At 64.4% G+C, this 18,649-nt stretch carries 10 protein-coding genes; 2 read left to right on the top strand and 8 right to left on the bottom strand.

The features are described from left to right. Positions 1-61: 61 nt before the first annotated feature. Positions 62-3,364 carry an arabinosyltransferase domain-containing protein gene (locus AC1Q6C_RS11145; RefSeq protein WP_030535817.1) on the top strand — a complete coding sequence of 1,101 codons (3,303 nt, stop codon included), beginning with the start codon at positions 62-64 and terminating at the stop codon, positions 3,362-3,364. On the opposite strand, the gene AC1Q6C_RS11140 is transcribed toward AC1Q6C_RS11145, so the two are convergent. Beyond that, a complete protein-coding gene (locus AC1Q6C_RS11140; protein ID WP_007731812.1) occupies positions 3,361-4,311 on the bottom strand; it encodes a DMT family transporter in 951 nt (316 codons plus the stop codon). The two genes, AC1Q6C_RS11145 and AC1Q6C_RS11140, sit on opposite strands and share 4 nt — an antisense overlap. A gap of 73 nt (positions 4,312-4,384) precedes the next feature. Between AC1Q6C_RS11140 and AC1Q6C_RS11135 the strand changes: the two genes are divergently transcribed. Further along, complete coding sequence (locus tag AC1Q6C_RS11135) at positions 4,385-5,296, top strand: LysR family transcriptional regulator (protein ID WP_030535818.1); 912 nt, start codon at positions 4,385-4,387, stop codon at positions 5,294-5,296. Here the strand turns inward: AC1Q6C_RS11135 and AC1Q6C_RS11130 are convergent. From AC1Q6C_RS11130 to AC1Q6C_RS11100, 7 genes are all read right to left on the bottom strand, one after another. Next, positions 5,293-6,834: an acyl-CoA carboxylase subunit beta gene (locus tag AC1Q6C_RS11130; RefSeq protein WP_003943957.1), complete on the bottom strand. Its 1,542-nt coding sequence runs from the start codon at positions 6,832-6,834 to the stop codon at positions 5,293-5,295. The genes AC1Q6C_RS11135 and AC1Q6C_RS11130 overlap by 4 nt on opposite strands. Beyond that, entirely contained in the window at positions 6,831-11,774 is a 4,944-nt protein-coding gene (pks13, locus tag AC1Q6C_RS11125) for a polyketide synthase Pks13 (protein ID WP_054188656.1), read from the bottom strand. Before pks13 ends, AC1Q6C_RS11130 begins: the two co-directional genes overlap by 4 nt. Positions 11,775-11,811: 37 nt before the next feature. Then, positions 11,812-13,701 (bottom strand): long-chain-fatty-acid--AMP ligase FadD32, encoded by a 1,890-nt coding sequence (fadD32, locus tag AC1Q6C_RS11120; RefSeq protein WP_003943899.1) that lies wholly within the window; start codon positions 13,699-13,701, stop codon positions 11,812-11,814. A 182-nt stretch (positions 13,702-13,883) separates the two neighbouring features. Further along, complete coding sequence (locus AC1Q6C_RS11115; RefSeq protein ID WP_007731815.1) at positions 13,884-14,879, bottom strand: LLM class F420-dependent oxidoreductase; 996 nt, start codon at positions 14,877-14,879, stop codon at positions 13,884-13,886. A gap of 205 nt (positions 14,880-15,084) precedes the next feature. Continuing rightward, a complete protein-coding gene (locus tag AC1Q6C_RS11110) occupies positions 15,085-16,038 on the bottom strand; it encodes a cutinase family protein (RefSeq protein ID WP_003943848.1) in 954 nt (317 codons plus the stop codon). Between the two features lie 9 nt (positions 16,039-16,047). Beyond that, a complete protein-coding gene (locus AC1Q6C_RS11105) occupies positions 16,048-16,599 on the bottom strand; it encodes a DUF732 domain-containing protein (RefSeq protein WP_003943980.1) in 552 nt (183 codons plus the stop codon). 106 nt (positions 16,600-16,705) lie between these two features. Beyond that, positions 16,706-18,589: an alpha/beta hydrolase-fold protein gene (locus tag AC1Q6C_RS11100; RefSeq protein WP_003943922.1), complete on the bottom strand. Its 1,884-nt coding sequence runs from the start codon at positions 18,587-18,589 to the stop codon at positions 16,706-16,708. Positions 18,590-18,649 lie beyond the last annotated feature (60 nt).

Genomic DNA, 18,649 nt, shown 5'->3' with positions numbered 1-18,649 from the left:
GACCTACCAACCACCCAGGCACGGTAGGTCCACGCTCAGCCCTGACATACCATCGGTAGCCGTGCCCGACGCCGTGACAGCTTCACCTCAGACTTCGAGTTCGCCGCCTCCTGCTGGTCAGGATGCCCGCGAGCGTTTCCATCGCACGCGATGGGTCGCGATCATCGCCGGCTTGCTCGGCTTCGTGCTCGCACTGGCAACTCCGCTGCTTCCCGTCGTGCAGACGACGGCTTCGGTCAACTGGCCGCAGAACGGTGTGATCGGCGACGTCGAGGCACCTCTGATGGCGCAGGTTCCCATCGACGTCAACGCGTCGATCCCCTGTACCGCGGTCAGCTCGCTGCCCGAGGGCGGCGGCATCCTGCTGTCGACGGCACCTGCACAGGGCGACGGCGCGGCACTGTCGTCGATGTTCGTCCGGGTGTCCGCGACGAGCGTCGACGTGCTCGATCGCAACGTCGTCGTCGCTTCGGCGGCACGCGAGGACGTCGAGTCCAGTCGCTGTGGCGCCATCGCGTTCAGCTCTGACGTCAACCGAACCACGGCAGAGTTCGTCGGACTGACCTATCCCGACGGCAACCCGATTCGTGGCCAGCTCGACGGTGACTTCCGCCCGCAGGTGGTCGGCGTCTTCAGCGACCTGCCCGACGGCGCTGCCCCCGAGGGCCTCGGCTTCTCGATGACGATCGACTCACGTTTCTCCTCGAGCCCCAGCGTCTTGAAGCTGGTCGCGATGATCGTGGCAGTCCTCTCGACCATCGTCGCGCTGGTCGCCCTGGCTCGCCTCGACGGCACCGACGGCCGCAAGCACCGACGCTTCCTGCCCGCACGCTGGTGGAAGTTCTCCGGTATCGACGGAGTGGTGGTCGGCACGCTCGTCGTGTGGCACTTCATCGGCGCGAACACCGCCGACGACGGCTACCTCCTCACCATGGCTCGAGTCTCACCGGACGCGGGATACATGGCCAACTACTTCCGTTGGTTCGGCGTTCCCGAGGCCCCGTTCGGTTGGTATTACGAAGTGCTGGCCGTGATGGCGAAGATCTCGACCGCGAGCCCGTTCATGCGTCTGCCCGCTCTGCTCGCCGGAATCCTGTGCTGGATGGTCATCAGCCGCGAGGTCGTCCCGCGTCTCGGCCGGGCGGTTCGCCGGAGCAACGTCGCCCTCTGGACCGGCGGGCTGGTGTTCCTGTCCTTCTGGCTGGCGTACAACAACGGTCTTCGCCCCGAGCCCATCGTGGCTCTCGGCGCACTGCTCACCTGGTGCTCCATCGAGCGCGCCATCGCCACCGGACGTCTGCTGCCCGCGGCCACGGCAATCTTGATCGGCGCCTTCACTCTTGCCGCCGCACCCACCGGATTGATGTGTATCGCAGCCCTTCTCGCCGGTGTGCGCCCGTTGGTGCGCATCGTCGTCAAGCGTCACCGACTGGTCGGCACCCTGCCGCTTCTCGCTCCGATCGCCGCTGCCGGAACCATCGTGCTGGTGGTCATCTTCGCCGACCAGACCTTTGCCGGCGTCATGGAAGCCACGCGCGTCCGAACGATCATCGGCCCCAATCTCGAGTGGTACCAGGACTTCCTGCGCTACTACTACCTCTTCGTCCAGACAGTCGACGGCTCGGTTGCCCGACGCTTCGCGTTCTTGACGATGATCCTGTGCCTCTTCACGACGCTCTTCGTGTTGTTGCGCCGCGGCCGCGTCCCCGGTGCGGCAACCGGTCCGTCGTGGCGCCTGGTCGGCGTCGTCTTCGGCACGATGTTCCTGATGATGTTCAACCCCACCAAGTGGACTCACCACTTCGGTGCGTACGCGGGCATCGCCGGTTCTCTCGCCGCGCTGACCGCCGTGGCCGTGTCCGCGTCCGCCCTGCGCTCGCGTCGTAACCGATCGGTGTTCGTGGCCGGACTGCTCCTGATGCTCGCGTTGACGTTCGCCGGCATCAACGGCTATTGGTACGTCTCGAGTTACGGCGTGCCGTGGTTCGACAAGACCATCTCCTACGACGGCCGTGAATCCAACACCCTGTTCCTCGCGCTCTTTGCTCTCGCCTTGGCCTTTGCCGCCTGGCAGTACCTGCGTGAGGGATTTGCCGCCCCGCCCGAGAAGCCGAACACGGCCAAGGGCAGACGAATTCGCAAGTTCGCGGCCGCTCCCCTCACCGTGATTGCCGGTCTGATGGTCCTGTTCGAGGTGCTCTCGCTACTCAAGGGTGCAGTGTCGCAGTACCCGGCGTACTCGCTGGGCCGAAGCAACATCGAGGCACTCGCGGGCAAGACCTGCGGCATGGCCGAGGACGTTCTGGTCGAGACCGACGTCAATTCCGGGAATCTGCGGCCTCTGACCGCTCCCGGATTCAACGCCGAGGATCCGTTGTCCGGAGTTGATTCGAAGGGCTTCTCCCCCAATGGGGTTCCCAGCGATCTGACTGCGGATTACATCGAAGTCAAGCAGGGCATGGGCAATACCGACAGCCAGAGTGTCGGTCCCACCTTCGCCACCGGTTCCGGTGCCGGAACCAGCGGCGGCACCGGCAACGTCGGCGTCAACGGCAGCACGGCCAAGCTCCCCTTCGGCCTCGATCCGTCGAAAACGCCGGTCATGGGCAGCTACCAGCCCGGCGTGCAGGAACCTGCTTCCCTCATCTCGAGTTGGTACGGATTGCCCACTCGCAGTGAAGAATCACCGCTGGTGGTCATGTCTGTCGCCGGGCGTGTGTGGTCCGTCGACAACACCGGTGCGATCACGTACGGCCAGTCACTTCTGGTCGAGTACGGCAAGACTCAGCCCGACGGAACCGTGCAGGTTCAGGGTTCGTACATGCCGCGAGACATCGGACCCGCGCCGTCGTGGCGCAACGTCCGTATCCCGATCGACGAACTCGCGCCGGACGCGGACGCCGTTCGGGTGGTCGCGTTCGATCCCAACCTCACGGGCGATCAGTGGATGGCATTCACGCCGCCGCGCGTGCCCAAGCTCGAGTCCCTGAACTCGTACATCGGCAACGAGCAGCCGGTCCTCCTGGACTGGGCTGTCGGCCTTCAGTTCCCGTGCCAACGTCCGTTCACACATCAGAACGGTGTGGCCGAGATGCCGAACTTCCGCATCCTCCCGGACCGTCCTCTTGCGGTCAGTTCCACCGACACCTGGCAGTCCGCGGACAACGGTGGCCCGCTCGGATTCACCGAGGTTCTTGCCGGTGCGACGACGGTTCCTACGTACCTGAAGGACGACTGGGCGCGGGACTGGGGATCACTCGAGCGGTACGACCGGTACTTCCCCAATGCGGTTCCGGCAGAGGTGGAGACGGGCACCGCAACCCGCTCGGGCATGTGGATGCCCGGCGAGATGCGAGTGCACTAGCCTGCGCTACCTACTCGGGTGACTGCTCGGGTGCGACGTACGGAGACGGCCGAGACCGCTCCGACAACGACGACGCACCCGAGTAGTTGCCCAACGCCTGGCCGTTCGCCGAGCAGCACAACTGCCAGCAGCACGGCGAGAACCGGTTGCATGAGCAGGAGCGTCGCGCCCACCTCGGCGGGAAGCCGAGGGAGCGAGTTCCCCATCAGCATCCAGCCGAACACCTGGCCGACCAGTGCCAGTGCCGCGAGCCAGCCGAACGCTTCCCAGCCCGGGACGAAATCGATCCGGCCCCACAGTGATCCGATGACGGACCCGGCGATGCCCGCGGACGTCGTCGAGATCAACACCTGGCTCGCTGCCCGATCCGCCTCGCCCGTCCGGCCGACCACGAAGATGTAGCCGCCGTAGGCGATTCCGGAGACGAGCGAGAGCGCCGTTCCCCACAGCAAGTCGTCGCCGGTTCCCCCACCCCCGAACACGCCGCCCGCCAAGGCGATTCCCGTGAACATGAACGGCAGGGCGAAGACGAACCGCATCGGCACCCGATTGCCGAACACCAACCAGGACAGTGCGGGCACCACGACCACCTGCACGTTCACGACGACGCTCGCCATCCCCGCGCCGATCATCAGAATCGACTGTGACCACAACGCGAAATCCAGCCCGAGCAGCAGACCGCCGAGCACCTGCAGAACGACTGCCCGCCGGCTCGGCTTGCCCACCCGGCGGTACTCCCGCCACGCCAACCACAACAGCGGCGGCAAGGCCAGGAAGCAACGGAAGAAGACGGCGGTCGAGGGCCCCACATCGGCCAGCTTGATGAGGAGCGAACTGATCGAGATCGCAGCTGCGCCTCCGACGACCAGCAGTCGAGGGTCGATGCGCCCCCGAGGAGTTCGGGTGGGTGTCGATGTCTGCGCGGTCGCGGAGGTCAGTGTGGTCACTCGACAATGTTCCTGCCGCTAACTATTCAGCACAAGCAAATGTTCAGACCGTATAATCGGTAGCATTACTACTGTGTTGAATCTCGAAAGACTTCGCGCCCTGCACGCCGTCGCCGAGAACGGATCAGTGGCGGCTGCCGCCCGCACCTTGCATGTCACACCCTCCGGGATTTCGCAGCAGTTGAACAAGCTCGAGCGAGAGGTCGGTGTTCCGCTCCTCGAACCGCAGGGCCGCGGTGTGCGACTCACAGAAGCGGGCCGAATCCTCGCGCGCCGAACCGCAGAGGTTCTCTCGACGCTCGCCCAGGCCGAGGCGGAAATCGCGTCGCTGCAGAGCGAGGTGACGGGCCGCGTACGTATCGGCGCCCTGGTCTCCCCCAGCAGGACGGTGCTGCCGCGAGCCATCGCCGAAATCAGGCATGCGCACCCGCAGCTCGAAATCACCTTCAACGAAGGCGAATCCGAAGAACTGCTCCCCGCACTGATTCGCCGCGACCTCGACGTCGTGGTGGTTGACAGTTGGAGCACTCTGCCCGTCGAACTTCCCGACGGACTCTCCTTCACGCCCGTGTACGACGACGTGGCGCTGCTCGCTCTCCCGGCGTCACATCCGCTGGCGGAGAACAAGGTCGTCGCGCTCAGCGAGCTGTCCGAGCATGCCTGGGCGACGTGGACCCGGGGAACGGACTTTCACACCTTCACCGTCCGGACCCTGCGCGCGCAGGGGTTCGACCCACGAATCGAGTACGAGGTCGCCGAGTTTCCCACCCAGGTCGAATTCGTCGCTCAGGGCCTCGCCGTCGCATTGATTCCACGTCTGGCGAGAGTTGTACCGCCGGAAGGTGTTCGAATGCTCGACACCCTTCCGCCGCTCGGCCGAGACATTTACCTCGCCTGGCGGACCGACAGCGAAAGGCCGGCCGTCCTGGCGGCGATAGAAGCGCTACGCCGCCAGTTCGACGCCCTCGGTGACAAAAAGAACTAGAGCGGCATCAAGTTGTGCTTGCGCGGGTTCTTGAAGATCGTCTTGTCCGCGAGCAACTTCAGAGCCTTACGGATCTCGAGACGCGTCTGCGAAGGCTCGATCACCGCGTCGATGTATCCGCGCTCGGCCGCGATGTACGGCGTCGCGACGAACTCGTTGTAGAAGTTGATCAGCTGAGCACGCACCGCGGGTGCATTCTCGCCGGCCTCGGCGAGCTGACGCCGCCCCATGATGTTGACGGCACCCTCGGCGCCCATCACGGCGATACGAGCGGTCGGCCACGCGAGGTTGATGTCGGCACCGAGCTGCTTGCAGCCCATGACGGCATAACCGCCGCCGTACGCCTTACGAACCACCACAGTCACCTTCGGCACAGTGGCTTCGATGTACGAGAACAGGAAACGCCCGCCGCGCTTGATGACGCCGACCTTTTCCTGATCGACGCCGGGAAGGAAGCCCGGTGTGTCGACGACGAAGACGAGCGGGATGTTGAAAGCGTCGCACAGACGCACGAAGTGAGCGGCCTTGTCGGAGCTGTCCGCGTCGAGGGCGCCGCTGAGGTACGTGGGCTGGTTGGCCACGACACCGACGGGCAGGCCGTCGACGCGGGAGAATCCGGTGATCACGTTGTGCGCGACCTGGGCTCCGATTTCGTGGAAAGTGCCGTCGTCGAAGATCCGCAGAATGATGTCGTGCATGTCGTAGCCGGCATTGTCGGCATCCGGCATGAACGCATTGAGTTCGAGATCCGACTCGGTGATCTCGGGTTCGAGGCCCGGGTTGATCAGCGGCGCCTTCTCCTGGCATGACGACGGCATGAAGCTCAGGTACTCACGCACCCAGTCGAAGGCAGCCTTCTCGTCGGGAGCGACGTGATGGATGTTTCCGTACTCCGCCTGCTTGCGGGCTCCACCCAAGTCCTCGAGGCTGACCTCTTCGCCGGTGACCGACTTGATGACGTCGGGTCCGGTGACGAACATGTACGACTCTTCGGTCGCGACCACGACGTCCGTGTTGATCGGGGCGTACACGGCACCGCCGGCGCATTTACCGAGGATGACCGAGATCTGCGGGCACAGGCCGGACAACGGCTCCTGACGTGAACCCATGTTGGCGTACCAGGCCAACGAGGAAACGGCGTCCTGGATGCGAGCTCCACCGGAATCGTTGATACCGACGACCGGGCAGCCCACCTTCAGCGCAAAATCGTTGACAGCTGCGACCTTACGGCCGAACATCTCTCCGGCGGCACCGCCGAACACCGTCTGATCGTGCGCGAACACGGCTACCGGACGCCCGTCGACGGTTCCGTGACCGGTCATGACGCCGTCGCTGTACGGGTTGCCCTCGCCCGCCATCTTCACCAGGGCACCGATCTCGATGAAGCTACCGGGGTCGAGCAACATGTCGATGCGCTGGCGCGGCGTGCTGTGCCCTGCTGCATCGCGCTTGGCAATGGCCCGAGCCGAGCCGGGTTCCTTTGCCTTCTCCAACTTTTCGCGGAGTTCAGCGAGCTTCTCCGCGGTGGTTGTCGTCACTTCTGAACTCCGGTTTCCGCTGCTTTGGTCTGAGCTGTCTCGATCTGGGCCAGCTTGGTGGTGAGGTCTGCCGCAACCTTCGCGATGTACGGCTCGTCGACGATCTGCAGGTGGTCCCCGCCGATGTAGACGACCTCGAGGTTCTTCACGTAGTCACCCCAGCCACCATCTGCCTTGCGGGTCTTGAATGCAGGCTCGAGCGTCATCAGCTCGTCGTGGTACTTGTCAGCCATGTAGAGCACGACGTCGCCGTCGTAACTGCTGAACTCGGCCGTCTGGATGGCGCGATTGTCCAACCACGACGTCCGCTGATGCTCGATGATGCCGCCGGGAATCTTGGCGCCGCTCATCTTGATCATGTCCATCAAGATCTGGATCTGATCCTCGTCGGCTTCGGTGGAAGCCAGAACGTCAAGCGGCAGCGGCACATCCAGGTTGTAGGTGCGCTTGGCGAACTTGCCGTAGCGCTCCCAACGCTTGCGTCGTTCCGCCTCGGTGTCCGGCACGACCTCGCCGGCCATGACGGTGTCGAGCAGCCCGACCACACGCACGTCGGCACCCTGCTCGCGCAGCAACTTCGCGACCGCATACGACATCACGCCACCGAACGACCAGCCACACAGCACGTACGGCCCGTCGCCCTGGATCTCACGCAGCAGCGGAACGTAAGCAGCAGCGCGGGTTTCGATCGAGCCCTCGACCCGCTCGAATCCGTACATCGGCGTGCCGGCGGGCAGGCGCTTGAGCAGAGGCTCGTACGTCACCGTCGAACCACCGGCAGCATGGAAGACGAATACCGGTACGGCAGTGGAACCTTCGGGGCGGGCACGCAGAGTACGCACGAGTCCGTCGATCTTGCCGTCGTCCTCGAGGTACTGGCGAACGACGTCCGCAAGCTCTTCGATGGTGGTGGAGTCGAGAACGTCGTCGAGAGTGATCTCGCCACCGGCACGCTCGGAAAGCCGAGCAGCAAGCTTCTCGGCGACCTCGTCACCGACGATCGGCAGATCGTTGAAGATGCCCTTGGCCGACTTCCCGGTGACAACCGCCCACGTCGCAAACGTCAAGCGCTCGGCCGCATCTCGCGGCGGAACGTCCGAGCCTGCGTCGTCGGCAGTTCCGGCTCGAGAAGGATCGGAAGGCGCAGCAGCAACCGGAGCAGTGGTAGGTAGTTCCACTGCCACCTCGGCGGGAGCAACGTCCTCGTCAGCAGCGTCGGCCGCCAACTTCTCCGCGGCCTGCTTGTCGGCCATCGCCTGAACCTCTTCGCGATTGTCGATCGCGTAGCGCAGGTACTTGTTGACCTCGTTGAGGCTCGCGTCCTTGACTGCCTGGAGCTGGAGCTGCGGAATGTCGAACTCGTACTCGACGCGGTTCTTGATACGCATCGCCATGAGCGAGTCGAGACCCAGTTCGATGAGCGGAACCTCGGCCGGCAGATCCTCCGGCGAGTACCCCATCGACTCGGCAACCACGATCTTGAGGCGGTCGTCGAGGCTCTGCGAACCGTTCGGATCCCACTTGTCTCCGGCGTCTTCGACGACCTCGGCCAAGGATTCCATCGGCGCACTGGTCTTGACCGGCGCGCTGACGACCAGCTCGGGCAGCGGCTCACCCGACGTGACGACGGCGTCGAAGAGCAGACGGAACGTAGCGCCCTCACGAGCGTGCACCTGCACCGACGCTCCACCCGGATGCGGGTTGAGTGTCGTGGTCAGGGTCGAAGCACCGGCCAGTTCACCGTGCGGAACAGCAGCGGTCAGAGAGACATCCGAAAGCACCTGTCCGGCAGCGGCGCTCACCAGCACCGCCAGGTCGGTGACGGCGGATGCGTCGACCTCCCACACGTGGCGGCCGTCGGGCAGAGCGACGTGCGAACCGGGTACGCGAGCCGAACCGCCGGCACTGACGCGAATGTCGAGCCAATACGGCTTACGCAGGAATGCGGTACGCGGAACCGAAGCGAAATCGCCTGCGGGAAGCAGAGACTCGAGGTTCACGGCATGGCCGTGCACGTACAGCTGCGCGAGAGCGGCAAGAACACCCGCGGACTCGTCTTCCTTACGCTTGAGCGTCTGGATGAGCTCCATGTCGTGCAGGCCCGAATCGAAAGCGGTAGCCGCCACCGACATCAGCGTCACCGGGTTGGGTGCAAGCTCGACAAAAGTGGTGTGGCCGTGGGCAACTGCACCGCGTACCGCATTGGTGAAGTACACGCTGTGGCGAAGACCCTTGACCCAGTACGCCTCTTGATGGATCGGCTCGTGACCGGGACGGTAGAAAGTGTCCTTGTCGACGGACGAGTAGACGCCGAGCTTCAACGTGGTCGGCTCGATACCGGCCAACTCGGCGGCAAGCTCACCGAGCAGCGGATCTACCTGCGAAGTATGGCTGGCGCCCTTGGTCTGCAGGACACGCGCCATCTTGCCGTCGGCCTCGGCGGCCGCGACGATCGCCTCGATGTCCGGCTGCGGTCCACCGATCACCGTGTGCGTCGGAGCTGCGTAAACACAGACCTCGAGCTTGGGGTACGTGGGCAGTAGCGCCTCGATCTCGGATGCGCTGTACTCGAGCAGAGCCATCAGACGGATGTCGTCACCGACAAGTGCGCCCTCGGCCTCACCCATCAGCCGTGAACGTGAACAGATCACGCGGACAGCGTCTTCCAGGTTCAGGCCGCCGGAAACGTACGCGGCAGCGGCCTCACCCATCGAGTGCGGAACCACGGCTTCGGCCTCGGCGCCGTGGTGACGCAGCAACGCGGCCAGACCGACCTGGATGGTGAAGATTCCCACCTGCGCGGTCTCGACGTTGTACTCGATCGAATCGTCGAGGAACATCTCGACCATCGAGTAACCGGCCTCGTCCTGGATCAGCGCGTCGACCTCGTCGACGGCCGCCTTGAAGGCCGAGTTCTCCGTGTAGAGCTGCTTGGCCATCTTGCGGTGCTGCGAGCCGAAGCCCGAGAACACCCACACCGCGCCCTTGGGCGACGGCGAGTCGGCGGAGAAGACTCCTTGAGCAGGCTTGCCTGCGGCGACGGCGCGCAGCGAGCTGATGGCCTCGGAGCGCGTCTGCGCCAGAACAGCGGCGCGCGAGCGTCCGTGGTTGCGACGCGCGAGTGTGCGGGCGACGTCGGCGAGGGGCGTCTTGCTTCCCTCTTCGGTTTCGAGCCAGTCGGCCAGATCAGCGGCTGCGCGGCGACGACGCGACGGCAGCGCGCCGGACACGGCCAGCACAACGGTGCTCTCGTTCTCTGCTGCCGGTTCGTCGACCACCGGGGCATCCACAACCGGTTCATCGACTACCGCGTCGGCAGGTACGTACTCCTTGACCACGACGTGCGCGTTGGTTCCACCGAAACCGAAACCGGAGACACCGGCGACAGCCTTGCCGGTGTAGCGCGGCCAGTCGGTGGCCTCGGGCGTCACCTGCAGGTGCGACTTCTCGAAGTCGATGTGCGGGTTCGGGCCCAGGTAGTTGATCGTCGCGGGAATCTTGTTTTCCTGCATCGCCAGAACGACCTTGATCAGGCCGGCGGCGCCCGCAGCTGCTTCCAGGTGCCCGAAGTTGGTCTTCGCACTACCGAGCAGAGCCGGCTTGTCTTCGTCACGACCACGACCGACGACACGACTGAGCGCGTCGGCCTCGATGGGATCACCGAGATCGGTACCCGTTCCGTGCGCCTCGATGTAGTCGACGGTGGTCGGCACGACGCCGGCGTCGCGGTACGCGAAACGCAACACGTCGGCCTGGGCATCGGGATTGGGTGCGAGCAGACCGTTGGAACGGCCGTCCTGGTTGACCGCGGATCCGGCGATCACCGCGAGGATGGAATCTCCGTCACGCTCGGCGTCTTCGAGGCGCTTGAGCACGACGAGTCCGCCGCCCTCACTGCGAACGATTCCCTGAGCCTGAGCGGAGAAGGCACGCAGTTTTCCGTCGGGAGCGAGCATCCCGGTCTGATCGAAACCGAGGGTTCCGGGAGGGGCCAGCAGCATGTTGACGCCACCGGCCAGCGCGATGTTGGAGTCACCGCTGCGCAGCGAGCGCACAGCCTCGTGAACGGCAACCAGCGAAGACGAACACGCGGTGTCCAGAGCGATGGACGGTCCACGGAAGTCGAAGAAGTACGAGACCCGGTTCGCCACGATGGCCGTCGACGTTCCGGTCAACGCGTACGGATGCGCCGTCGTCGGATCACTGACCGCGAGCAGCTGGTAGTCGTTGGCGGAACTGCCGATGAAAACACCGACCTGCTTGCCCTTGAGCCCACTGGCCGGAATGCGAGCGTGCTCGAGTGCTTCCCATGCGAGTTCGAGTGCGAGGCGCTGCTGCGGATCGACGTTGACGACCTCGAGCGGAGACATCGCGAAGAACTCGGCGTCGAAGCCCTTGACGTCGTCGAGGTACCCGCCCTTGGTGTTCGCGTTCTCGACCGCGGCCTTGATGGCGGGATCCGACATGAACTCGGCCCAGCGGTCCTCGGGGAGGTCGCTGATGCCGTCGCGTCCGTCCGCCAGCATTTCCCACATGTCCGAAGGCGTGTGCCCGGCACCGGGGAATCGTGTGGACAGTCCGACGATGGCGATGTCGTGAGCGTCCGTCGCGCCGCCTGAGACGTAGTACGAGGCGTCGACGGTCTCCTCCGGCGCCTCGGGCTCACCTTCGATGATCCGAGTAGCCAGCGAAGCGATGGTGGGGTGTTGATAGGCAACCGTGGCGGTCAGCGTGACGCCGAGCAGATCCTCGATGTCTCCGCTCAGAGCGACTGCGTCCCGCGAGGCGAGCCCGAACTCTTCCATCGGGCGATCGTCCGTGATCGAACCCGCCGGCTGACCGGTCGCGTTGGCGATCCAATTGCGAAGCCACTCACGCAGCTGCGCGACACTCATCTCGCTCACAACGTCTTTGCTCTGCGCACCATCTTGTTCAACCATCAACTCACCAAGCCACCGATCATGAAGGGACTGCTCCTCAAACGCTATCGGGGAATGCGGTCTGCTGATAGCCGCCTCGCAACGTTCCCTCGATATAGCTCGCCTTACACGCGCGGCGAGCGATCTTGCCGCTGGACGTACGCGGAATCGAACCCGCGGGGACGAGCAGGATGTCTCGGGCCGTAACACCGTGACGGGAAGAAATCGCCGCACGCACGGTGTCCGCGATCGGCTGCGGATCGGCCTTGCCTGCGCCGGGAGCACGCTCGGCCACGATGACCAACTGCTCCGAGGAATCGTCGTCGTCGAACTTCAGACCCGAGTGCGTGTTGGAGAACACGACGGACGGCAGCTGGTTGGCCGGTACGGCAAACGCAGCGATGAAGCCGGGGCGCAGAGCCGGGCTGGCTTCCTGAGCCGAAGCCTCGAGGTCCTGCGGGTAATGATTGCGACCGTCGACGATCACGAGGTCCTTGACGCGCCCGGTGATGTACAGCTCGCCGTCGACGTAGACGCCGAAGTCGCCGGTACGCATCCAGTTGGCATCCGCCGGCGTGCCCTCGGTGTGGCTGTCTTCGCTCAACCGATTGTCCAGCTTGTTGTGGAAGGTCTCCGCCGTCTCGTCGGGGCGACCCCAGTAGCCGATACCGATGTTCTCGCCGTGCAACCAGATCTCGCCGACGTGATTGTCGGGGACCTCGGTCAGCGTCTCGGGATCGACGATCGCCGCCCACTGACTGCGCGAGACGTACCCACAGGAGACCTGCGCGATTGCGTTCTCGGAGTACTGGTCGACGATGACCATGCGTCCCTTGTTGAGTTCCGTGCGGTCGACGTAGATGACCTTGGCCTCGTCGGAATGCTTGGTCGAGGAGACGAAGAGCGTCGCCTCGGCCATGCCGTACGACGGCTTGATCGCAGTCTTGGGCAGACCGTACTGAGCAAAAGCGTCGTTGAACTTGCGCATCGACGACGTCGTGACCGGCTCACTGCCGTTGATCAGACCGATGACGTTGCTCAGGTCCAGGGTCTCGCCGTCCTTCGGCAGGCCACGCGCGGCAGCGTGCTCGAAAGCGAAGTTGGGAGCGGCAGCAAAGGTGCCGGCGCCGTCGGAAACCGCAGCAAGTTCCTTGATCCACCGGTACGGCCGCTGCACGAAAGCACGCGGGCTCATGATGGTGATGTACTTGCCGCCCAGAGCAGGCAGGATGACCGTCAGCAGGCCCATGTCGTGGAACAGCGGCAGCCACGTGACGCCCCGAGAGTCCTCGTTGAGTTCGATGGAGTCGACCATCTGGAGCGCGTTCGTTCCGACAGCACGATGGGTGATCTCCACGCCGGCGGGAACTCGGGTCGAACCCGAGGTGTACTGCAGGTACGCGATGTCGTCGAGTTCGATGTCGGGGCGAACCCACGTTTCACCGACGGTGTCGGGAATCGCGTCGACGGCGATGATGCGCGGACGCTCGGCAGCGGGAAGCGAGCGGAACAACTGTCGAACACCGGCCGCCGACGATGCGGCAGTCAGAATCGCAGTCGGCTTGCAGTCACCGAGAACAGCGTGAAGACGGTCGGTGTGACCGGGCTCGTCCGGATCGAAGAGCGGCACCGCGATGGAACCGGCCTGAATGGCCGCGAAGAACGAAATGACGTAGTCGAGTCCCTGCGGAGCAAGAATCGCGACACGGTCGCCACGCTTGGTGACCTGCTGCAGACGGGCTGCAACAGCGCGCAGACGCACACCGAACTGCTCCCAGGTCAGCTCCAGGGCTTCACCGTCACGCTCGCGTGAGTAGTCGATGTACCGATACGCGAGCTCGTCCGCGTTGACACGCGAGTGTTGCTCGACGTAGTCGACCAGCGTGAAGCCTGGTTGCAGGCGGATCTGGCCCTTCTCGTCGAGAAAGCCATCGAACAGCGCGTTCATTCCATCTCCTCCGAAGCGATCACACAAGCACTGTCTTTCATGCCTGCGCCCCAGACTTCCTTCGCTCTCTCGGGTCCATCTTCGATCAATCGAATCGCACTTTGTGCGCAACTCACCTGAATCACTTCATCGATCCCAAACCATCGATATGTTACAGATTCGCATCGTCCGTATTCTCCGGCCTACTCGCCCGCCAGTAACGGGATGATCGGGGCGAACGCTTCCATCTGCGTCGGGAAGACCCCGACGTACGACATCGACGTCTTCTCGCGGACCAGTCGAATCTGGTCTGCGATTTCCTCGAAAGTGCCCACAGCCAGGTATGGAGAGTTCAACAGCTCCTCCACGCTCAGCTTACGATCCACTTCGATGTTCGGCGGAAAACCTTGGTCCAGAGCGGCGATTGCCATTTCGGCAGCCTGCTCTCGATCATCGGTGATCATGATCATGGTGATGGTCCAGTTGAGTTCGATCTCATCGAAACGCTCGCCGGCAGCTTCGCGGATCCGCTCGACACGTTCGATGGTCTTTTCCATCGTGATTCCGGAGAGCAGAAGCCGCCCGTCACGGTTGGTCGGTGTGGCGACCGAGATGATGTCCGCGTACTTCGCCGCGAGAGCAAGCATCTTCGGGCCTCCGCCGCCCACGATGATCGGTGGCCGCGGGCCCTGCCGCGGTCGCGGGCTGCCCTTGAGGCCGCGCACCTGATAGTGCTTGCCTTCGAAAGTGCATTCCTGCCCGCGCAGCAGAACGTCGAGAATCTGCAGAGACTCCTCGAGCTTCTCGATGCGAACGCCCGGACTTTCGTAGGCGATACCGCCCTTGTCGAACTCTTCCTTCATCCAGCCCGCACCGATACCGAGTTCGAGTCGACCACCGGACAGCACGTCGATAGTCGCCGCGTCCTTCGCGAGCACAGCAGGATGACGGAAGCCGTTGGCCAACACGGCGGTGCCGAGACGAATCTTGTCGGTGGCCACCGCGAGCGCTCCGAGAGCGGCGATCGGGCCGACCTGATTACCCAGGTGATCCGGAATCATGAACGAGTCGTAGCCGAGTTCCTCGGCCTTCTGCGCGAGCTTGACGAAGCGTCGCGCACCACCCTCTTCGGCGTTGCCCTCGCCACCGGCCGCAAACCGAAATTTGCGTAGGGCATCGCTGCCGTGGGTGGAACTCATATATCGATCTCCTGTGATGGACACGTACGTCGTACTCGAACTACAAACTCGGACAAATCGAACCTACTCGCCAGTCACTTACGTGACAGCACTGTAGAGGAAGCCCCCGGACCGTGCAGCACTCTACCGGGACCAAACGAGCAGATTACCCGCGAGCGAACTCCCGAGACGCCCGATTGTGACGAATCAACAGTGCGGCGGTGACTCAACTGTGGGGCGGCGTCGGTGCAGCGTCGATCTTCTCCGCAGCCCACTGTGCCATCCATTGGGTGGCCGTCGTGCCGTTCGGATCGACTTGGAAGGAGTTGTACATCGCGTGCACAGGGTTGTTGTAGTACTCGAGCAGTCGCGGCGCCGAACTCAGCCAGTTGGTCGGGTTGAGAGCGGCTGCCGGCGCGTCGCAGATACCGTCGCTCGGCGCGCAGATCTGATAGGTCCGATCGTTGAGGTCACCGAACCCGCCGGGCCTCGGGCCGGTCATCGTGAGACCGGGCAGCTTCAGCCCGTTCAGCGACAGCTCGGCGCCGACACCGGCAACGCTCGGGCCAACGGTGTTCCCGAACGCCGGATCGCGCCGACCGTCGGCGATCAAGCCGACGCCCAGAACCAGATCGGCAGGCACCGCGCCGGTACCGTCGCCGATACTCGCGGCGACGTCACCCGCGATCACCGCGCCCTGGGAAAATCCGGTCAGGACGTAACTCGTGAGCGGGCACTCGGCGTGCCGCTTCATCAGAAAGTCGTTAGTGGCAGCAGTTCCCGCGGCCCGACTGTTGTTGTAGGACTGCTGTCCGTCCGGCGGGATCGCAACCGGATTCGAAAACTGTGCGACATACGGAACGGTGTAGACGTCGGCCCGTGAAGTATCGAACTTCTCCTGCAGAGGACGGGTCACGTTCAGCATCAACGACGCCGGATTGGCCGTCGGGTTGTACGGGTCGTCGGTAGCGCTCGACTCCCACGTACCCGGTATGGCTACTACCTGGACATCGGGGCAACTGGCCGGCTGAGACACCGGAGGCTCCGGGCTCGGCGGGATCGGAGTCGGCGAAGGCACCCGCCCGGCCAGGATGTACCAACCGCCGATCACGACCGCTGCGACCACAAGAATGATCAGCAGCGGGATCAGGCACCCACGACGCTTTCCAGACCTCGCCATGACCCGCGCCTACTTGCAGTAGGTGGCGTTGGCGACGTCGATGTAGATCTGAGCGTTCGCACCTGCCTGCTCGGGAGTGATCTGCTTGCCTTCCGCCGACGCTTCCTGGCCGACGAAGGCGGTCACGAAGGTCAGGACCTCGTCGTCGGTCTGAGGACCGGCAGCGCAGATGTAATTGGCCGTGTTGACGGCGATGCTTCCGTCACCGGCTGGGGTGATGCCCTTCGCCTTCAGTCCGTCGAGGAACTTCTGTGCCTCGGGACTGACCTCGACGACTGTGGGACCCGGGAAGCCCTCGATGCTCTGCGGCTGCTCCGGCGGCGCGGTGGCCGCGGCTCCCGGACTGGTGGGCGCAGCCGACGCCGTCGTGGTCGCAGAGGCGGACGCAGATGCCGAACCGCTCGAGGACGAAGCCGCCGCGGACGTCGTGGTGACCGGATTGGAGGTTGCAGTGGAGTCGTCACTACCGCACGCGACAAGCGCGCCACCGGTGGCGAGCGCCAGGGCGCCGACCGCGATCGCGCGTGCACAAGTGTTTCGGTTACCCGAGAAAAGCGACATCAATGTCCGTCCTTGCCTTCAGTCGAAAGTCCATCAACAGGTTACGCAACGCACGCGGGCGGGCACCGATCCGTGATCGGGCCCGCCCGTCGTGCACCACTGTGAGTTAGTGAACTTCTGTCTTGTCACCGATCACCGTGATGTAGCCGAACTGGAAGTTCTGCTGGACACCACCGGGAATGTCGAACTTGTCACTGATCGGGAATCCGAGTCGTCCACCTTCGTATCCGACGCTCTTCCAACCGTCGAACAGCGGACCGTTCTCGACGGACCATGCACCGGTGCCGGGGCTCCAGTAGATGTTGCCGCCCTCGAACTCGGTGAAGCGTCCGTTGTCCTTGATCGGAACCTCGTTCGACTTCGGGAATCCGAGCCAGCCGTTTTCCCAGCCGAGTTCGCCGTACTTGCCCATGATCATTCCGAGAACCGCGTGAGTTCCGTTGGCGCTGCTGTACATTGCGCCGATCTCGAATCCCTGGACCTTGCCCGGCTTGCCGGGGGTCGCGATCTCGTCGGCAGTCGGGTAGCCGAGCGGGCCACCTTCCCAACCCTGTGCGGACCACTCGGCGAGGATGTCACCGCTGACGGGGTGAGCGCCGGTCTGCGGGGTCCAGTAGATGGAGCCGTTCTGGAAGTGGTTGAAGCGTCCGCGTCCGTCGGGGGTACCGAGTTCGGGGGTACGCGGGAAGCCGAGCGGGCCGGCCGCTGCTCCGGTGTTCATGTACGCGCCGGCGATACGACCGGCGACGGGCTGGGCGCCCGTTCCACTGGTGAAGTAGATGCGACCGTTGCGGAAGTCCTGTGCCAGGCCACCCGCGACGCTGTACTCGGGGGTGATGCAGTCACCGATCCAGCCGTTGGCTGCGGCCGTCGCACCGATCTCACCCGAAGTGCCGCAAGCCGGCTTCTCGACCTCGACGCCGATGGCGTTGGCCAACTGCGGCCACAGCTGATGAAGCTCGAACTGCCAGTACGGCCACGAGTGGGTTCCGGACGGGCGGTAGTTGACCTGCGCGGGGATTCCGAGCTGGTTGAGCTTGGTCGCGAAGGTCTGCGAGGTCAGGCGAGCGAGGATCTCGAGGCCCATGCCTGCGTAGTTGGTGCTCACGCCGGGAATTCCCGACGGCTGGTCGTACGGGCCGGTCGTACCGCTACCACTCGAGACGTACAGGCTGACGCCCTTGAGCTTCTCGGCGAGCGCGTACGGATCGTGTGCAGCCCACTGCGGGTTGGACGGCGGTCCCCACATCGCGGCGGAGTTGTATCCACCGGCGTCGGTCATCGCGAACTGGATTGCCTGAGGCATGCCGAGCGAGGTGGTGGTGAGGATGCCGGAGAGCGAAGCGGCGAACTTGAAGAAGCCGGGGTTGCGCGCCGTGAGGAACATGGCGGACGTGCCGCCCATCGACAGTCCGACGACACCGCGTGTCTGCGTGGTCCGCCAGTCCTTTTCGAGGATGGGGGGCAGTTCCTTGGTCAGGAACGTCTCCCACTGGTAGTTCTTGCCGTTGTCGGGCTGGAGCCAGTCGGAGTAGAAGCTGGACTGACCGCCGACCGGGAGGATGACGTTGACGTTCTTGTCCGCGTAGAAGGACTCGGCGTCGGTCTCGTAGGTCCAGGCGTTCTCGTTGTCGGTCGCGCGAAGACCGTCGAGCATCCAGACCGAGGGGAAGCTGGCCGACGGATTGACGTTCCAATCGCGGGCCAAGAGGATCTGCACCTGAATCGGGGTGCCCATCGCGGGAGAGTTCACCCACAGCGCGACGCGACGCTCGCTGAGCCAGTCGACCTTCGTGACCGCTGCTCCGGTGGGGTTCTGGGTGGCGGCCGGTGCGGCCTGAGCAGGTGCCGGCGCGGCTGCCGCGGTTCCGGCCGTCGTCAAGCCCGCGGCGATCGGCAGAACCAGCATCGCTGCCAGTGCGCCGACGACCTTTGTCCGGAAGGTTGCCCGGGACCGGCGACGGTCCTCCGTGGCAAGGCCTACTCGCATGAGCTCACTCTCTTTCCTTACGTTCGGTCCGCGCGTCGATCGTGTGGCCGCCTGAGCAGC

The organism is Rhodococcus sp. MT28, assembly GCF_058792695.1.
The sequence above is the reverse complement of the archived record's forward strand: the minus strand, read 5'-3'. Positions and strand labels throughout refer to the sequence as shown.

Bases quoted from the DNA above. Each gene is read 5' to 3' on its own strand.
- pks13 (WP_054188656.1), bottom strand. From the start codon at position 11,774: ATGGTTGAACAAGATGGTGCGCAGAGCAAAGACGTTGTGAGCGAGATG.
- fadD32 (WP_003943899.1), bottom strand. From the start codon at position 13,701: ATGAACGCGCTGTTCGATGGCTTTCTCGACGAGAAGGGCCAGATCCGC.
- AC1Q6C_RS11115 (WP_007731815.1), bottom strand. From the start codon at position 14,879: ATGAGTTCCACCCACGGCAGCGATGCCCTACGCAAATTTCGGTTTGCG.
- AC1Q6C_RS11110 (WP_003943848.1), bottom strand. From the start codon at position 16,038: ATGGCGAGGTCTGGAAAGCGTCGTGGGTGCCTGATCCCGCTGCTGATC.
- AC1Q6C_RS11105 (WP_003943980.1), bottom strand. From the start codon at position 16,599: ATGTCGCTTTTCTCGGGTAACCGAAACACTTGTGCACGCGCGATCGCG.
- AC1Q6C_RS11100 (WP_003943922.1), bottom strand. From the start codon at position 18,589: ATGCGAGTAGGCCTTGCCACGGAGGACCGTCGCCGGTCCCGGGCAACC.